Source organism: Burkholderia aenigmatica, assembly GCF_902499175.1.
Lineage (GTDB): Bacteria > Pseudomonadota > Gammaproteobacteria > Burkholderiales > Burkholderiaceae > Burkholderia > Burkholderia aenigmatica.
Genome location: NZ_CABVQC010000025.1, coordinates 41,716 through 56,988, shown reverse-complemented (window position 1 = coordinate 56,988; position 15,273 = coordinate 41,716). Strand labels below are relative to the sequence as shown.

Here is a 15,273-nt window from a genome sequence, read left to right as displayed (position 1 = left end):
TCGGCATCGTGTTCCTTGTCTGTCTCTGCCGTCGCGAGCTGCGCCGCTGGTGGGAGTCGTGATGCTGATCGCTAAATCGACGCTGTCGAAGATTCACATTGCGAAGCAGCAACTGGCGATGACCGATGACGAGTACCGCACGGTGCTGCGCAGCGTCGCCGGCGTCAGCTCGGCCAAGGATCTGACGCCGGAAGGTGCGCACAAGCTGCTGAAGCATTTCGAGCGTTGCGGCTTCCAACCGAAGCGTCCGAACGGTCGACGCCCGAACGTCGGCGGCTCGCGCGAGCAGCGCTTGAAGAAGATCGAGGCGTTGCTCACGTCGGCCGGCCGGCCATGGTCGTATCTCGACGGTATGGTCAAACGCATTTGCAAGGTCGATGCGATCGAGTTCTGCGATGGCGAGATGCTTGGCAAGCTGATCGCCGCGCTGCAAATCGACGCCAACCGAAAGGAGCGTGCATGAATGACGATCTGCGTGATGTGCAGCATCTCTTCCCGCCCTTAGCCAAGACGCTCGTTCGCCTGATCGGGATGGACGCGACGCTGACGCTCATCGAAAAGATGGGTGGTCGGAAGTTTCCGATTCCCTTTCGCAAGAATCGTCACGGTGAAGCGCGCTTCGAAGAGCTGGCCGAGGTAATTGGCCATACCGCCGCAGCGAACCTATGTAAAGTGTTTGGTGGCGAAGACCTCGAAATCCCGATTTGCTGGAAGGCAAAACGGGAACTCGTTTTTCGTCGCATGCGGCGCGAGTTCGATCACATCACGCGGGAACACAGCAGCAACTATGCCGTGGCGAAGCTTGTTCTAAAATTCGGCACAACCGACCGGCAGGTTCGTCGGATTCTCGGCACCGACAACAACACCTGCGATACTGCAGATAACCAGTCCTCGCTGTTCTAAACTCCTGCCATCCACGCGTCGCTTCTCCATTCGGGGGGACAGCGACGCGTCCTGTTTTTATCCATTCCGCTGATTAAAGTCGTCCCGTACACGTAACGTATGGGAATGACAGATGGCACGCATCAGTGCAGAGGTAGTCGGCGGTAAGAACGTCCTTGCCTTCCTCGATATGCTCGCGGCGAGCGAGATCGACGCGTGGACGCGTCAGAACAGCGACGACGGCTATAACGTGCTGGTCGGCTCGCACGGGCCGATCCCGAAGAAGAACAGTGCGGGTGTCAGGTACGTCGTTCCCGCCAAGCTGCTGACGTTCAGTTCGTACGCCACCCATCCCAACGTCTACAACGCCGAGACGAACTCCACCGCCGCTGGTCGCTACCAGTTGCTGTCGCGCTACTACGCACCGTATGCAAAGCAGCTCAATCTGCACGACTTCAGCCCGACGTCGCAAGACCTCATCGCCGTCCAGCAGATTCGCGAGCGCCGTGCGCTTGCGCTGATCGCTTCCGGGCAGATTGCGGCCGCGATCAAAGCTTGCTCGAACATCTGGGCCTCGCTGCCCGGCAACGACTACGGCCAGCATCAAAACGACATCGCCATGCTCGTCGCGGCATACAAGGCTGCGGGCGGCACGGTCGCGATCGCCTAACCGAAGGGGGCGATGCGATGCACTTCTGCGATCTCATCACGGGCCACGACGGCAAGCTGTCGCATTCGAAGCTCTGGCCGAATGTCGCGTCTGCTGTCGCTACTGGCATGTTCATCTATCAGGGCGTCACGAAGCAACTCACGATCGAGACCTGGGCGATCTATCTCTGTTGCGTCGGCGGCTACTCCGCAGTCATCCAGTTGATCGGCGCGTGGCGCGGTCGGCCGCCCAAGGAGACATCCAATGGAAATGATCAGTAAGTACGCGAAGGTCGTCGCGGCCATCGCCGCCACCGTGCTGATCGCGTTCGCGTTCGCCGCAACGTATCAGCACGGCTATGACGTCGCCGAAGCGAAAGGCGGCCAGGCGCTCTCCGACTACAAGGCGAAGCAAGCTGGCGACGCCGCCACGGCCGCGAGTCAAGCGTTCGGAAAGTATGCCGACAACGTGCTGCGCGGCCAGCACGCCGAGGTTCAATTCCTCGCTGACCAGGGCAAGACCACGACCCAGATCGGCACCCTCAAGGAGCATATCGATGCCGTCGCTCAACCTCACATTTCTGCGCCATCACCTTCGGCGTCTCAACCGTCTGTCGTCACGGTTAATCGGTGCGTTTTCACTCGGGGCTTTGTGCGCCTGTGGAACGCAGCAGCCGGTATCGGCGATTCCGCTGACGGTGCCCTGCAGGCAAGCACCGATTCCGGCGGCGTTGCTGGAATTGCCGGACCCGATGCCGCCGCTGACTCCGGGGTATCACAGCAGGACGTCCTCGACTGGTTCACCGATTACGCCGCCCGCAGCCGAAGCACCGAATCGAAACTGAAAGGCGTGAAGGCAGCCGTTCCCGATCAAGAGGACAAGCAATAGATGGATGACTTCGACCACGCGAGCGACATCGAAGAGCAGTATCGCGCGCTCGCGATTGCAGCCGCAACGCGGCCCGCACGCAGCACCGCGGAATCAGAGGCTTTCTGCCAGAACGAGGCATGCGGTGAGCCGATTCCTGAAGAGCGCCGCCGTGCGGTACCGGGATGTCGCTTCTGCATCGAATGCCAGGAGCGCCGCGAGCAGGTGCTGAACCGGAGGTATCCATGCAAGTGACGCTCGACCCGGCCGCGATTTTGATTGGTGTGTTTACGTTGCTGCTCGGCGTGGTCCAACTGTTCGGCATGTCATGGATTCGCAGCGTCCAGGAGAAGCTGAAGGCGAACGAGACCCGTGACAGCGAGTTCCAGAAGGCGATCGCGGCGGTACGAGAAATGATGGCCCGCGACTACGTGCCCCGTTCCGAGCATCGGGAGGTACGTGATGAATTCCGAGACGGTCTGCGCGGTATCGACCAGAAGCTGACCGACATCAACAACAAGCTGGACAAAAAACAGGACAAGCAATGAGCGACGGCAACATGGGCGATAGCCCCGAAATGCAGATGCTGCGCAAGATCGACGCCGGGGTCGACGAGCTGAAAGACCAGATGGCCAAGGTCGAGAAGCGCGCGATCAAGTACGGGGCGGCGGCCGGCGCTGGAGCTGGTGCGGTGGCCGGCGGCATCGTCGCGATGGGCATCTCGTTCGCTCGCGCGAAGCTGGGGCTGTAACGCGCATGGCCTACCCGAAGGAAACTCGCGACAAGGTCCGTCGAGCATTCGTGTTCGATCGCCTGTCGCTCGAAGTCGCCGCCATGAAGAGCGGCGTCAACTATTCCACCGCGCGGCGCTGGAAGGATGACGCGCGCACTGCCGGCGACGACTGGGATAAGGCGCAGGCGGCGCAACTGCTTGCGGGCGGTGGCATTGAAGGTGCGGCACGGCAGATGTTGGCCGGAATGGTGACGCAGTACCAGGCGACCATGGAACAGATCGACGCCGACGTCGAGATGAAGCCGGCCGACAAGGTCGCGATGCTGGCCAGCCTCGCCGACGCGTACAACAAGACGATCAACGCATCGAAGCGCGTGCTGCCCGAGACGAACGAGCTGGCGATCGCGATGGGCGTCGTGCAGCGCCTGGCGACTTTCATCAAGGATCGCTACCCGGAACACGTTGGAGCGTTCGCCGATGTCCTCGGTCCGTTCGGCGACGAGCTGGCCACCGCCTACGGTTGAGGTGACGACATGCTGATTAAACTGACCCGCACCAACGCGGTGAATCCCGTTCACGTCGTCAGTGCCAATATCGAACACCGTGAGCGCGATACGCGCCTCATTGTCGAGTTGGTCACCAGCAGCGTGATCTACGTGACGCACAACCTGTATGACGGCGTCGACGTGTACAAGCTCCACCAGGCGCTGGTCGACGCGAAGGCGGACTGACATGGTCCAGAAGTTCACCGAGAAGGATTTCCACAAGGAAATCGCCGAGCTGCAGGCCGACCTGCGGCGCGACATCGAGGCCCATGCAACGGGCCTCGATCCGTCGCCGGCCGCGCGCCTGGAGCGCCGTCGCCGTGTTCTCGTCGACGGTGATTACCAATTCTTCGCGTACACCTACTTCCCGCACCACATTCGCGGCACGCCGTCACTGTTCCAGGGACACTTCTGCAGCCGATTCCCGAAGCTGCTGCGCCAGGCCGGCGGATCGCGTGAATGGTGGGTCGCGCCACGGGGCGAGGCGAAGTCGTCGATGTGCACGAAGATCGGCCCCGTGTACATCATCGTGCAGGGGCTGCTGCAGCGCGAGGAAATTCGAAGCGAAGTCGGCTGGACCGGTGAGGTTCCGTCATTCCTCGACTACATCATCCTGCTTGGTGCCGAGACCTCGCTGCCAACCAAACTGCTCGAAGTCGTTAAAACGGAGCTGACCGCTAACGCATCGCTCCAGCTCGACTTCCCGGAAGTGTGTGGCAAGAGTGCGAAGTGGAAGGTCGGCGAGTTCATCACGAAGAACGGCGTCAAGGTCGAGCCGTTCGGTGCCGAGCAGGCGATTCGCGGTACGTTCCACGGCGCGAGCCGCCCGAAGGTACTGATGGGCGATGACCTGATCACCGACGCCGAAGCCAAGAGCCCGACCGAGCGCCAGAACCGGTGGACGTGGCTGGAAAAGGCGATCGACTATCTCGGCCCGCCTGACGGCAGCGTGAAATACATCGGCGTCGGTACGGTGCTGGACAAGGATGATCCGATCTCGCGCGCGAAGCGCACCATCGGTCATATCGTCCACCACTTCCGCGCAATCGCGCAGATGCCGACGAACATGGATCTGTGGCAACAGTGCGAAGCGCTGATGCTGAACGACGACAAGCCCGCGATCGAAGAAGCTGCTGCGCGCGGCGAGGCGATCGCCGATACGGATCTGCCGTCGTATCAGTTCTACGTCGCCAATCGTGAGGCGATGGACGCTGGCGCCGTTACTTCGTGGCCGTCCGTGCGCACGCTGTTCTACCTGATGCGCCAACGGGCAAAGTCGCCGCGCGCGTTCGCGACCGAGATGCAGGGTGACCCGCGCACCGAAGAAGACAAGGTGTTCGGGAACATCACGTTTTGGGTGCAACGGCTGCAGTCCTGGCTGATGTTCGGCGCATGCGACCCGTCGATGGGGAGAGATCGGAAATCCGACCCGTCTGCGATCCTGGTCGGTGGTCTCGACATCGTCAGCCGCAAGCTGCACGTCGTCTATGCGGAGATCAAGCGACGCGTGCCGTCGAAACTCGAATCCGATCTGATCAAGGTCCAGCGCGAGTTTCGCTGTCGCGCGTTTGGTTTCGAAAACAACAACGCTTACGAGTGGGCGCGGCAGGATTTGCTGAAGTCCAGCCTGCGTGCTGGTGTGCCGCTACCGCTCGTCGGCGTCACAGCGTCCATTGCGCCCGAAGTGCGGATCGACTCCCTGGAACCGTTCGTCACGGATCGTATCTCGCCGTCGATTCTCTTCCACGCCGGGTTGACCACGCTGCTCGCCGAGCTGGACGAATGGCCCGAGCCACAGAGCCATCACCACTTTGATGGACTGACCGCGCTGCACATTCTCTGGATGATTGCGCAGTCTCGCGGCTATGGCATCGGTGACGGATACGAGGCGGTTACATCCAGTCCGGCCGAACGCGGTGACGACGACTACGACATGCCGACGTCGAGTCGGCGCGGATATTGAGGAATTGAGGTATGGCACAGATTGTTGATATGTACGGACGGCCGATCCAGCGCGAGGTGCTGTCCGAACCGCAGACGTCGAAGCTCGGTTGGATCACGCGCGACTTCGCGCAGCATCCGTCGCGCGGCCTGACGCCGAAGAAGCTGCACGCGATCCTCGAAGCGGCCGAGTTTGGCGATCTGATGGCGCAGTCAGACCTGTTCGTCGATATGGAGGAAAAAGACACGCACCTGTTCGCGGAGATGAGCAAGCGCAAGCGTGCTCTGCTCACGCTCGACTGGCGCATTGTCGAACCGGTCAATGCCACCGCCCAGGAAAAGAGCCAGACGGCGCAACTCAAAGAATGGTTCACGGACCTGCCGGCGCTCGACGATGTCCTCTTCGATCTGATGGACGCGGTCGGTCACGGCTTCTCGTCCCAGGAGATCGAGTGGCATCAGGTCGAAAAGGTGTGGCTCCCGAAAACGCTCACCCATCGTCCGCAACGCTGGTTCCGCACGCCGCTGTACGACGGAAACGATCTGCGCTTGCGCGACAACTCGTCGGACGGGCAGCCGCTCTGGCCGTTCGGCTGGCTCGTTCACAAACATCGCGCGAAGAGCGGCTATCTCACGCGCGCCGGCCTGCATCGCGTCCTGTCATGGCCGTACCTGTTCAAGACGTATGCAGTGTCGGATCTCGCCGAGTTCCTGGAGATTTACGGCCTGCCGCTGCGCGTCGGTAAATATCCGCCCGGTGCAACGAAGGAAGAGAAAGCGACGCTGTTGCGCGCGGTCGCCGAGATTGGTCACAATGCGGCAGGCATCATCCCTGAAGGTATGTTGATCGATTTCGAGACGGCAGCCGAGGGCACGAAAGACCCGTTCGAGGCCATGATCAACTGGTGCGAGAAAAGCGTATCAAAGGCGATCCTGGGTGGCACGCTGACGACGCAGGCCGATGGCAAGACGTCAACCAACGCGCTCGGCAAGACGCACAACGAAGTGCGCCGGGATCTGATGACGTCTGATGCGCGCCAGGCGCAGCGCACGCTCACGAGCCTCTGCTACATGCTGTCCGCGTTGAACATTGGAACGACCGATCTGCGCCGCTGCCCGCGCTTCGAATTCGACACACGCGAGGCAGAGGATCTGGCTCTGTATGCGGATGCGGTGCCGAAACTGGTCGGCACGGGCATGAAGATCGGCCGGCGATGGGCGCAGGAAAAGCTCATGATTCCGGAGCCGGCCGAGGGCGAGGATATCCTCACGATCCCGAAGCCGCAGATGGCGCTGCCGCCCGAGGAGCGACCGGACGAGCCTCCGCGACCTGCGACGATGCGGTATCGCGCCGTACTGCGGAACGGAGCCGGCGAGATTGTCTATACCGACCAGGACGCATTGGACCAGACAATCGCCGCGCTGCCGGCCGACGCCATCACCGATGCGCTGCGCGCCGTGATCGGGCCTGCGATCGTCGCGTTACGGCGTGGTGCGACTCCGGACGAGGCCGTCGAGCTGCTGCTCGAGGCGCAGCCGGACATGGACGAAACAGCAATGGGCGAGCTGCTCGCGCGTTGCATCTTCGTCGCCGACGTCTGGGGGCGGCTGAATGGCGGTTGACCTGGCCTACGCGATCGGCCTGCAACCGGAGAAGGCCATTGCCTACTTCGAGTCGAAGGGCTACACGATCGGTTTCCGATGGCAGGATGTCGCTGCCGAGGCGCATGCGCGTGCATTCACTGTTGCGGGCGTGATGAAGGTCGACGTCCTGCAGGACATCCGCCAGGCGCTCGCGACCTCGTTAGAAAAAGGCACGACGTTCGACGAGTTTAAACGGCAGGTCTCGCCGACCCTGGAAAAGAAAGGCTGGCTCGGCCAGGGCATGATCGTCGACCAGGACACGGGCGAGATCGAGGGGAAGCGGCTGACGCCGCGTCGGCTGCAGACGATTTTCCAGACCAACATGCAGTCGGCCTATATGGCCGGCCGGTACGCCACGCAGCTCGAACAGGTCGACACGCATCCGTATTGGGAGTACGTCGCCGTCCTGGACAGTCGCACGCGGCCGGCGCACCGCGCCCTGGCCGGCCAGGTCTACCGGTACGACGATCCGTTCTGGCAGACGTTCTATCCGCCGAACGGCTTCCGCTGCCGGTGCCGCGTGCGTACCCGCACGCGCGCATACGTCGAACAGAACGGCGTCCCTGTCCTCAACAGTGATGGCAAGCTGGTCGAGGTCGAGATCGTCGACCGCACCGGAGCAAAGCAGCCGGCGCTCGCCTACAAAGACCCGACGTCCGGCCAGAAGCTGCTGCCTGATCCTGGCTTCGGCTCCAATCCCGGATCGCAATGGGCGAAGCCGTTCACACCTCCGCCGATGGACACACTGCCGCAGACACTGCCGGCCGGCACATCGTTGCCACCACCGGCGCCGACGCGCATGCAACCGAGCGCCGTGATGCCTGCCGGTCTGCCACCCGAGCAGTACGCCCAGGCATTCATGCGGGAATTCGGCGCGACGGTCGGCAAGCCTGCCACCTTCACGGACGTCGCGGGCGAGCAGCTGCACATCAATCAATGGCTGTTCCAGGACGGCGTCGGCCGATGGGCGGCCAGCCAGCCTGAAGCTGGCCCATTCGTTCAGCTCTTGGCCGAGGCGGTCAAAGAACCGGACGAAGTCTGGCTCGGTTGGGCGCAGATCGACGGTGCATGGTCACTGCGTCGCCGTTACATCCGCACGCTCGAAACCGAAGACGGCCAGTGGGGCGTCGCGGCATTCGATCACGGGACAGACGGCTGGAGCGGCGATGTCACCTTCCCGAGCGACGTCGGCACGTCTGACGAAGATCGCCAGGCATACCTGGACACTCGGCGCGGGACATTCCTGCGTTACCGTCGGCCGACCGGTGCGTAACGTATGGCGACCAGCATGATCGAGATCGAGATCGACGAAAGCCGGTTCGACGCGGCGATGGCACGTGTGCGCGCGTTGATGCAGGACGCATCCCCTGTCACGTCGCTTATCGCCGCGTTGATGCTGGACGCCGTCGAAGAGAACTTTGCGCAGCAAGGGCGACCGAAATGGCTCGGTCTCAGCCCGAAGACGGTCAAGCGCCGCCACGAGGATGCCGGCACTGGCAAGATTCTGCAGCGCTCGGGTCGGCTGGCATCCAGCATTACGTCGGCACACGACGCGACGTCGGCCCGAGTCGGCACCAATGTCGTCTATGCGGCAATCCACCAGTTCGGCGGGACGATCCAGCGCCATCCCATGTCCGGTTACGTTAGGCTGCGCAAGGGTCGCGACGGCATGATCATGCGTCAGGCCGATCATCCGCACTTAGCCGTGTTCGCGAAGAACAGCCACAAGCGCGTCAAAGTCGTGAAATGGACCCGCACCCAGGGCTGGACGATCAAGATTCCCGCGCGTCCGTTCTTCGTGCTGACCGAGGCCGACAACGTCTCGATGGAGACCGAGGTTTCCGCTTATCTGCGTCGCCTGTTCGACGAATGATCCGTCAGGCGATTTAAGCCGTTTGTAGGGGCCGGATAACCCGACGTAGCCAGTCGGGGGTGAGAAGCCCGTTAAACCCCCGTTAAAATCGGTCGTATCGGCATCGGCTATCGGATGCCTCCCCGCGTATCACGTCCTATACCCGTCCCAGGGACGGGAATCCTCTTATTTCCCAAGTTGCCGCCCGCCACCATGGCGGCATGGCTACTTTCTTCATCGCGGCGCTTTCGGCGCAAATCCAATCCACCGGCCCGGCGCTCAAGCTGCTGCCGGCCGGCGAGTTCCGCGCGCGGGACGGCCGGCCGACCGAGTGCGCCACGTGGCGGCTTGATGCGGCCGGTGCTGCGCGCCTGATCGCGGCGGCCAACGCGCGCAATACCCGGTACGTGATCGACTACGAGCACCAGACGCTGAATTCAGCGAAGAACGGTCAGCCGGCACCGGCGAGCGGCTGGTTCAAGACGCTGGAGTGGCGCGAAGGTGACGGGCTGTACGCGACCGACGCCAACTGGACGGCCCGCGCGTCCGCAATGATCGACGCGGACGAATACGCCTACATCTCCCCCGTGTTCGCCTTCGACAAGGCGGGCAATGTGATCTCGCTGCTCAACGCGGCGCTGACCAACGATCCCGCGCTCGACTGCCTCGACGAGCTGCAGCTCACCGCTGCGTGCTCGGCGATGTCCGGCGCACTCGACCCCGCCGCGATCGCGGCGCTTTCCTCCGTCCCACCTACCGAGGCTCCTAATATGGAAGAACTCCTGGAACAACTGCGCTGGCTGTTGAACATGCCGGTCGGCGCGACCGCCGACGACGTCACGGCACAACTCAAGAAGCTGATCGAATCGCTGTCCAGCGGCCAGGGCGTCGCGGCGGCCAGCGTCAATCTGCCGGTGCTGCTCGATTCGCAGCGCGCGCAGATCGCGACGCTGTCGGCCAATCAGGTCGACCCGGCGCGCTTCGTTCCGATCGCCGTAATGACGGATCTGCGCTCGCAGCTCGACGCAGCCAACGGGAAGCTGGCCGGCACCGAAGTCGAAGAGCTGGTGACGGTCGCACTGAAGGACGGCCGCCTGCTGCCGGCACAGGAGACCTGGGCGCGCGACCTCGGCAAGAGCAACGTCGCAGCCCTGAAACAGTTCCTGTCGACGGCGCAGCCGATCCAGGCGCTCGGTGGCACGCAGACGGGCGGCAACCCGCCGGCAGGCAGCAAGGACGAGCCGAACGCACTGTCGGCCGAAGACCTTGCCGTCTGCAAGGCGCTCGGTCTCGACGCGGCCACGTACAAGCCGTCGCAGTCGGCCGCCTAAGCGACGCTCGCGCAACTCATCCCCCTTACCAGGAGTTCCACATGACTGCATTGACTGCCGACCGAGACACCGTCAACCGGGCCGGCCTGCTGTTCAGCTACCCGGCCAAGAGCGGTGTGCTGTTCTTCGTCGGGGCGATCGCCGCGATCGACTCGGCGACCGGCCTCGCTACCAAGGGCGCGGCGTCGACCACGCTCAAGGGCGCCGGCATCGTCCAGGAACAGGTCGACAACACGACTGGCGCGGACGGTGCGGTGAACGTGAAGATCCGGCGCGGCCAGTGGCGCGTCGCGAATTCGGCCGGCGCGGACCAGCTCACGCTGAAGGACGTCGGTGCACCCGCGTACATCGTCGACGATCAGACCGTCGCGAAGACGGACGGCGGCGGCACGCGCTCGATTGCCGGCACCGTCATCGACATCGATCCCGGCGGCGTCTGGGTCGCGTTCTAACGCGGCTTGCAATACCACCTCGACTACTCCATAGGGAAAGCACATGGAAATCAATCGCGCCAATCTGCGCGCTCTGTTCACGGGATACAACACCGTGTTCCAACAAGCCTTCGACGGCGCACCGTCCGACTGGAACAAGGTCGCGATGCCCGTTCCGTCGACCACGTCGCAGGAAGTCTATCCGTGGCTCGGACAGACCACCCGCTTCCGCGAATGGATCGGCGACCGCGTGATCCAGAACCTGACCACGCACGATTTCACGATCAAGAACAAGACGTTCGAAAACACGGTCGGTGTGGATCGTGAGGCGATCTCGGACGATACCTATGGCGTCTACAAGCCGGTGATCGCGCAAATGGGGCTGGACGCGAAACAGCATCCCGACGAGCTGGTGTTCAACCTGCTCAAGCAAGGTACGACGAAGACCTGCTACGACGGCCAGTACTTCTTCGACACCGATCACCCGGTGCTGCTCGAAAACGGCCAGGTCGGCTCGGTCTCGAACTTCCAGGCTGGCACCGGCCCGACTTGGTATCTGCTCGACATGACGCGTGTCGTCAAGCCGATCATCCTGCAGCAGCGCAAGCCGTACTCGTTCGTCCCGATGGACCAGGAAACCGACGAAGTCGTGTTCTCCGCAAAGACGTACCGCTACGGCGTCGACGCGCGCTGCAACGTCGGATTCGCGCTCTGGCAGCTCGCCTATGCGTCGAATGCCGAGCTGAACGAGGACAGCTACCAGGCTGCCCGTGAAGCGATGACCGGCATGAAGGGCGACAACGGCCGCCCGCTCGGCATCCGTCCGTCGCTGCTCGTCGTGCCGCCGATGTACGAAGGCGTCGGCCGGAAGATCCTCCACGCCGACGCGAACAACTACGGCGCCACCAACATCTGGAAGGGTTCGGCCGATCTGCTGTCGACTCCCTGGCTGGCGTAACGGGACACCCCGCGAGAGACAGCCGCGCGACGCCGATAAGCGCGGAGGAAGAACGTCCCGGAGCTGCGGCGCAATGGTGGGCTCCGGTTGGGTTCGAATTCACAGGAGAGGTTCATGAGCAAGAAACATCCGGCGATCAAGGTGGCGTCGGCAAAGGAAGGGTTTCGCCGCGCTGGGCATGTGTTCGGGATCGTGCCGAAAACGATCGCGCTGGCTGCGCTTCATCCGGACGCACACGCCGCAATCGTCGCCGACAAGTCCCTGGTCGTGGTCGACACGGCGATCCACCTCCCCGAAGACGAAGCGGCGGCGCTCCCGCATCGCCATGCTGCGCACGTGACGGCCGCACTGGCCAACGCGGACGCGCTGACGCTTGACGTGAGCGAGGACGATGCGAAGCGCGCATTGGCGCTCGCCGACATCGAGGCAGATCTCAAGGCGCGTGAAAAAGTACTGGACGGGCGCGAGCAGGCAGTCGAGGAAGTCGAAGCCGAACTGATCAAGAGCACCGCTGAGTTCGACGAGCGCTGCGCCGGCCTGGTCACGCGAGAAAACGACCTGCTCGCTCGCGAGCAGGCGTTCGAAGCTTCCCAGGCTGCAGCGGCATCGGGCAAGGCAGCGTCGACGTCGGGCAAGGGGCGGGGCTAATCCGGTATGTACGCCACCGTCGAATTCATGACGAAGCGGTTCGGACAGCGCGAGGTGATCGCGCTGTCTGATCGCGAGCAAACGGGTGAAGTGGATTCGACCGTGCTGGCCGATGCGCTGGACGAGGCATCCGCCGAGATCGATACGTATCTGGCTGGCCGGTACGCGTTGCCGATCGACCCGCAACCGAAGATGCTCGCGGGCACGTGTTGCGACATCGCGCGCTATCGCCTGTGCGGTGGCGAAACGGTCATGACAGACGAAATCGACAAGCGCTACAAGGCGGCGATCGCCTTCCTAAAGCTCGTCGCGTCGGGTGATGTCACGCTCGGCTCGACAACGACGGGATCGGTCACGCAGCCCGACAACTCCGTCCAGTTCGTGACCGGCACACGTGTGTTCAGTCGCGAAAGCCGATAACGCCATGCCATACGTCCCGATCATTACCGCAGTGGAACTCGCCATCGTCGACCGCCTGAAGCGCGGTCTCGGCAAGATGGTCACCGAAGTGAAGACCTACGGCGGCGAGTTCGATGACGAAGAGCTGGAAACGGTCGTGCGGCGCTTTCCGGCCGCATGGGTGACGTTCGGCGGCGTCAAGCGTACCGATCCCGTATCGACTGACCGGTCGAAGTGGCGAGCGGAAGCGACGTTCGTCGTGATGGTTGGCGCGCGCAGCATACGTAACGAGGAAACCAGTCGGCACGGTGGTCCAGCAAAGACCGAGGTCGGCACGAACCTGCTGATCTCGGCCGTGCGTTATTTGCTGAACGAGCAGGACATGGGACTGAAGATTCGTGAGCTGCAACCAGGTGCAATTCGGACGCTGTTCAACACGAAGACCCAAGCCGGCGCAATGTCCGTCTACGCACTGGAATTCAAGACCGCGTGGATTGAAGACACGTTGTTCGTCGGTGCGTTTCCGCAGGGTGCATCCGAGGGGCCGCTCGGCAAGGTGTTTGAAGACTACGGCGGCCAGATCGACCCGCCCACGCCGGATTGGGAGACGACGCTGCTGTCGTACTTCCTTAAACCCGGGACCGACCGGCCGGCCGATGCGCAAGACCTTGTGCAGATGAACCAGGAGTAAACATGAAAGTTATTGCGAAGGCCGGACTCAGCGTCCCGAAGGAAGGTAAGCCGCGCCAGTACGTCACCGACAGCCAGGCTGTCGACGTTCCCGAGTCGGCGTACTACATGCGACGCGTCGCCGAAGGCGACCTTGTGCGCCAGGACGTGCCGATCGAGGTGACCGAAACCCCGGCCGCTGTCGAGCCGGCCGACGATCCCGCTCTGGCCACGGATGCGGGTGCCAAAAAATCCGCGAAAGGAGTCTGATTGTGTCGAGCGCGAATATCAGTTTTGACACCATCCCGTCGAGCTTGCTGAAACCCGGCAAGTATTTCGAGTTCAATACGAAGCTGGCCGTCCGCACGCTTCCCACCAACGCGCAGAAAGTGATCCTGCTCGGCCAGCGCCTCGCGGCTGGCCAGATCGCAGCGCTCGTCCCGACGCAGGTTTTCTCCGGTGACCAGGCGGCGCTGTACTTTGGTGCTGGCTCGCTCGCACATCGCGCGGCAGTCGCAGCGATGAAGGCGAATCCGTATGTTGCGCTGACCGTGATCGGTATCGACGATGCGGCGGCCGGCGTGGTCGCGAAAGCCATGGTGACGTTTTCCGGGCCGGCGACGGCGGACGGTGCCTACGCGCTGTTCATTGGCCTCGACCGTGTCGACGTGGCAGTCGCTGCCGCAGCAGCGGCCACGGACGTCGCCGCGAGTTTCGCAGCGGCGATCACGCAGACCACGTCGCTGCCTGTCACCGCAGCCGCGGTTGACGGCACGCTGACGCTGACGGCGAAGAACAAGGGCGCGGCCGGCAATTCGATTGCCGTGTCTCAGCTCGGCCAAACCGCAGGCGTGTCGGCCGCGATCGTACCGTTTGCTGGCGGTCTGAACGACCCCGATATTTCGCCGGCCTTGGCCGCCGTGTTCGGCGCAACCTACGACATCTATTCGATCGGCACGCCGACGCAGGATGCGCTGACAAAGCTGCGGACGCACCTCGATGCCATCTCGCACGCGCTCGAACAGCGGCCTGCGATCGCGGCTATCGGATCGGGCGTGACGCTCGCAACGGACACTACCCTCGCGGGCCAGCTCAACGCCGGCCGTATTTCACTCGGCTGGTATCCGGGATCGGTCGCGCTGCCGACAGAGATCGGCGCGGCATACGCCGCCGTGGTCGCGAGCGAGGAAGATCCGGCCCGACCGCTCAACACGCTACCGCTCGCTGGCCTCGACGTGACTCCCGTGACTGCCTGGGCGGGCCGTACCGAACAGGAGTCGGCGCTGCACAACGGCGTCACGCCGTTCGAAGTCGGCCCCGGCAACGTCGTCCAGATCGTCCGCGCGGTCACCACGTACACGAAGGATGCGCAAGGGATCGACGATCCGGCGCTACTCGACCTGACGACCATCCGGACGTTGGATTACGTGCGCAAGGCGTGTCGGCAGCGTATCGCACTGCGCTTTCCGCGCGAGAAGCTGTCGGAAAAAACGCCGGATAAGGTGCGCAGCGAACTGCTCGACGTCCTTTACAAGCTGGAAGAGCTGGAGATCGTCGAAAACGTCGAGGCGAACAAGGACAAGCTGATCGTCGAGCGTGATCTGCAGAACGTCAACCAGCTGAACGCAGCGATCCCGACCGACGTCGTGAATGGTCTGCACATCTTCGCCGGCCGGATCGACCTGATCCTCTGATCGACACCGTTCTATAACGATAGGAGCCAG

The 15,273-nt window shown here is 63.0% G+C and carries 22 protein-coding genes; all 22 read left to right on the top strand.

From position 1 onward, the window contains the following. Positions 1 to 61: 61 nt before the first annotated feature. Positions 62 to 463, top strand: coding sequence for a gp16 family protein (locus BDO18943_RS19165; protein WP_175023606.1), 402 nt, complete (start codon positions 62 to 64; stop codon positions 461 to 463). Beyond that, positions 460 to 903 (top strand): Mor transcription activator family protein, encoded by a 444-nt coding sequence (locus BDO18943_RS19160; RefSeq protein WP_175023605.1) that lies wholly within the window; start codon positions 460 to 462, stop codon positions 901 to 903. Before BDO18943_RS19165 ends, BDO18943_RS19160 begins: the two co-directional genes overlap by 4 nt. 112 nt (positions 904 to 1,015) lie before the next feature. Beyond that, complete coding sequence (locus BDO18943_RS19155; RefSeq protein WP_175023604.1) at positions 1,016 to 1,552, top strand: glycoside hydrolase family 24 protein; 537 nt, start codon at positions 1,016 to 1,018, stop codon at positions 1,550 to 1,552. A gap of 17 nt (positions 1,553 to 1,569) precedes the next feature. Continuing rightward, complete coding sequence (locus tag BDO18943_RS19150; RefSeq protein WP_175023603.1) at positions 1,570 to 1,812, top strand: hypothetical protein; 243 nt, start codon at positions 1,570 to 1,572, stop codon at positions 1,810 to 1,812. Further along, positions 1,796 to 2,419 carry a hypothetical protein gene (locus tag BDO18943_RS19145; protein ID WP_175023602.1) on the top strand — a complete coding sequence of 208 codons (624 nt, stop codon included), beginning with the start codon at positions 1,796 to 1,798 and terminating at the stop codon, positions 2,417 to 2,419. The genes BDO18943_RS19150 and BDO18943_RS19145 overlap by 17 nt, the downstream gene beginning before the upstream one ends. Next, on the top strand, positions 2,420 to 2,653 hold the full coding sequence (locus BDO18943_RS19140; protein WP_175023601.1) for a TraR/DksA C4-type zinc finger protein: 234 nt from the start codon (positions 2,420 to 2,422) through the stop codon (positions 2,651 to 2,653). Beyond that, positions 2,644 to 2,946, top strand: coding sequence for a hypothetical protein (locus tag BDO18943_RS19135; protein WP_175023600.1), 303 nt, complete (start codon positions 2,644 to 2,646; stop codon positions 2,944 to 2,946). Before BDO18943_RS19140 ends, BDO18943_RS19135 begins: the two co-directional genes overlap by 10 nt. Continuing rightward, positions 2,943 to 3,149, top strand: a complete 207-nt coding sequence (locus BDO18943_RS19130; RefSeq protein WP_175023599.1) for a hypothetical protein — start codon at positions 2,943 to 2,945, stop codon at positions 3,147 to 3,149. The genes BDO18943_RS19135 and BDO18943_RS19130 overlap by 4 nt, the downstream gene beginning before the upstream one ends. 5 nt (positions 3,150 to 3,154) lie before the next feature. Then, entirely contained in the window at positions 3,155 to 3,655 is a 501-nt protein-coding gene (locus tag BDO18943_RS19125) for a DUF1804 family protein (protein ID WP_175023598.1), read from the top strand. Positions 3,656 to 3,664: 9 nt separating this feature from the next. Continuing rightward, positions 3,665 to 3,862 (top strand): hypothetical protein, encoded by a 198-nt coding sequence (locus tag BDO18943_RS19120; protein WP_175023597.1) that lies wholly within the window; start codon positions 3,665 to 3,667, stop codon positions 3,860 to 3,862. Continuing rightward, positions 3,804 to 5,639, top strand: a complete 1,836-nt coding sequence (locus BDO18943_RS19115; protein ID WP_235996105.1) for a hypothetical protein — start codon at positions 3,804 to 3,806, stop codon at positions 5,637 to 5,639. Before BDO18943_RS19120 ends, BDO18943_RS19115 begins: the two co-directional genes overlap by 59 nt. An 11-nt stretch (positions 5,640 to 5,650) precedes the next feature. Further along, positions 5,651 to 7,240 carry a DUF935 domain-containing protein gene (locus BDO18943_RS19110; RefSeq protein ID WP_175023596.1) on the top strand — a complete coding sequence of 530 codons (1,590 nt, stop codon included), beginning with the start codon at positions 5,651 to 5,653 and terminating at the stop codon, positions 7,238 to 7,240. Then, positions 7,230 to 8,534, top strand: coding sequence for a phage minor head protein (locus BDO18943_RS19105; RefSeq protein ID WP_175023595.1), 1,305 nt, complete (start codon positions 7,230 to 7,232; stop codon positions 8,532 to 8,534). The genes BDO18943_RS19110 and BDO18943_RS19105 overlap by 11 nt, the downstream gene beginning before the upstream one ends. A 15-nt stretch (positions 8,535 to 8,549) precedes the next feature. Next, the gene (locus BDO18943_RS19100) at positions 8,550 to 9,134 is read left to right on the top strand and encodes a phage virion morphogenesis protein (RefSeq protein ID WP_175023594.1); all 585 of its coding nucleotides are present in this window, start codon (positions 8,550 to 8,552) and stop codon (positions 9,132 to 9,134) included. 200 nt (positions 9,135 to 9,334) lie between these two features. Then, a complete protein-coding gene (locus BDO18943_RS19095) occupies positions 9,335 to 10,444 on the top strand; it encodes a phage protease (protein WP_175023593.1) in 1,110 nt (369 codons plus the stop codon). Positions 10,445 to 10,485: 41 nt separating this feature from the next. Further along, positions 10,486 to 10,896 carry a hypothetical protein gene (locus tag BDO18943_RS19090; protein WP_175023592.1) on the top strand — a complete coding sequence of 137 codons (411 nt, stop codon included), beginning with the start codon at positions 10,486 to 10,488 and terminating at the stop codon, positions 10,894 to 10,896. A 43-nt stretch (positions 10,897 to 10,939) separates the two neighbouring features. Further along, positions 10,940 to 11,833, top strand: coding sequence for a Mu-like prophage major head subunit gpT family protein (locus tag BDO18943_RS19085; protein WP_175023591.1), 894 nt, complete (start codon positions 10,940 to 10,942; stop codon positions 11,831 to 11,833). Positions 11,834 to 11,947: 114 nt separating this feature from the next. Next, positions 11,948 to 12,481 carry a hypothetical protein gene (locus BDO18943_RS19080; protein WP_175023590.1) on the top strand — a complete coding sequence of 178 codons (534 nt, stop codon included), beginning with the start codon at positions 11,948 to 11,950 and terminating at the stop codon, positions 12,479 to 12,481. 6 nt (positions 12,482 to 12,487) lie between these two features. Continuing rightward, positions 12,488 to 12,901, top strand: coding sequence for a gp436 family protein (locus tag BDO18943_RS19075; protein ID WP_175023589.1), 414 nt, complete (start codon positions 12,488 to 12,490; stop codon positions 12,899 to 12,901). Positions 12,902 to 12,905: 4 nt separating this feature from the next. Then, positions 12,906 to 13,571: a DUF1834 family protein gene (locus BDO18943_RS19070; protein ID WP_175023588.1), complete on the top strand. Its 666-nt coding sequence runs from the start codon at positions 12,906 to 12,908 to the stop codon at positions 13,569 to 13,571. Positions 13,572 to 13,573: 2 nt separating this feature from the next. Then, a complete protein-coding gene (locus tag BDO18943_RS19065; protein WP_175023587.1) occupies positions 13,574 to 13,819 on the top strand; it encodes a DUF2635 domain-containing protein in 246 nt (81 codons plus the stop codon). A gap of 2 nt (positions 13,820 to 13,821) precedes the next feature. Then, positions 13,822 to 15,243 (top strand): phage tail sheath C-terminal domain-containing protein, encoded by a 1,422-nt coding sequence (locus BDO18943_RS19060; protein ID WP_175023586.1) that lies wholly within the window; start codon positions 13,822 to 13,824, stop codon positions 15,241 to 15,243. The last annotated feature ends 30 nt before the right edge of the window (positions 15,244 to 15,273 follow it).

Coding starts and splice junctions, on each gene's coding strand:
- BDO18943_RS19165 (WP_175023606.1), top strand. CDS start 62: ATGCTGATCGCTAAATCGACGCTGTCGAAGATTCACATTGCGAAGCAG.
- BDO18943_RS19160 (WP_175023605.1), top strand. CDS start 460: ATGAATGACGATCTGCGTGATGTGCAGCATCTCTTCCCGCCCTTAGCC.
- BDO18943_RS19155 (WP_175023604.1), top strand. CDS start 1,016: ATGGCACGCATCAGTGCAGAGGTAGTCGGCGGTAAGAACGTCCTTGCC.
- BDO18943_RS19150 (WP_175023603.1), top strand. CDS start 1,570: ATGCACTTCTGCGATCTCATCACGGGCCACGACGGCAAGCTGTCGCAT.
- BDO18943_RS19145 (WP_175023602.1), top strand. CDS start 1,796: ATGGAAATGATCAGTAAGTACGCGAAGGTCGTCGCGGCCATCGCCGCC.
- BDO18943_RS19140 (WP_175023601.1), top strand. CDS start 2,420: ATGGATGACTTCGACCACGCGAGCGACATCGAAGAGCAGTATCGCGCG.
- BDO18943_RS19135 (WP_175023600.1), top strand. CDS start 2,644: ATGCAAGTGACGCTCGACCCGGCCGCGATTTTGATTGGTGTGTTTACG.
- BDO18943_RS19130 (WP_175023599.1), top strand. CDS start 2,943: ATGAGCGACGGCAACATGGGCGATAGCCCCGAAATGCAGATGCTGCGC.
- BDO18943_RS19125 (WP_175023598.1), top strand. CDS start 3,155: ATGGCCTACCCGAAGGAAACTCGCGACAAGGTCCGTCGAGCATTCGTG.
- BDO18943_RS19120 (WP_175023597.1), top strand. CDS start 3,665: ATGCTGATTAAACTGACCCGCACCAACGCGGTGAATCCCGTTCACGTC.
- BDO18943_RS19115 (WP_235996105.1), top strand. CDS start 3,804: ATGACGGCGTCGACGTGTACAAGCTCCACCAGGCGCTGGTCGACGCGA.
- BDO18943_RS19110 (WP_175023596.1), top strand. CDS start 5,651: ATGGCACAGATTGTTGATATGTACGGACGGCCGATCCAGCGCGAGGTG.
- BDO18943_RS19105 (WP_175023595.1), top strand. CDS start 7,230: ATGGCGGTTGACCTGGCCTACGCGATCGGCCTGCAACCGGAGAAGGCC.
- BDO18943_RS19100 (WP_175023594.1), top strand. CDS start 8,550: ATGATCGAGATCGAGATCGACGAAAGCCGGTTCGACGCGGCGATGGCA.
- BDO18943_RS19095 (WP_175023593.1), top strand. CDS start 9,335: ATGGCTACTTTCTTCATCGCGGCGCTTTCGGCGCAAATCCAATCCACC.
- BDO18943_RS19090 (WP_175023592.1), top strand. CDS start 10,486: ATGACTGCATTGACTGCCGACCGAGACACCGTCAACCGGGCCGGCCTG.
- BDO18943_RS19085 (WP_175023591.1), top strand. CDS start 10,940: ATGGAAATCAATCGCGCCAATCTGCGCGCTCTGTTCACGGGATACAAC.
- BDO18943_RS19080 (WP_175023590.1), top strand. CDS start 11,948: ATGAGCAAGAAACATCCGGCGATCAAGGTGGCGTCGGCAAAGGAAGGG.
- BDO18943_RS19075 (WP_175023589.1), top strand. CDS start 12,488: ATGTACGCCACCGTCGAATTCATGACGAAGCGGTTCGGACAGCGCGAG.
- BDO18943_RS19070 (WP_175023588.1), top strand. CDS start 12,906: ATGCCATACGTCCCGATCATTACCGCAGTGGAACTCGCCATCGTCGAC.
- BDO18943_RS19065 (WP_175023587.1), top strand. CDS start 13,574: ATGAAAGTTATTGCGAAGGCCGGACTCAGCGTCCCGAAGGAAGGTAAG.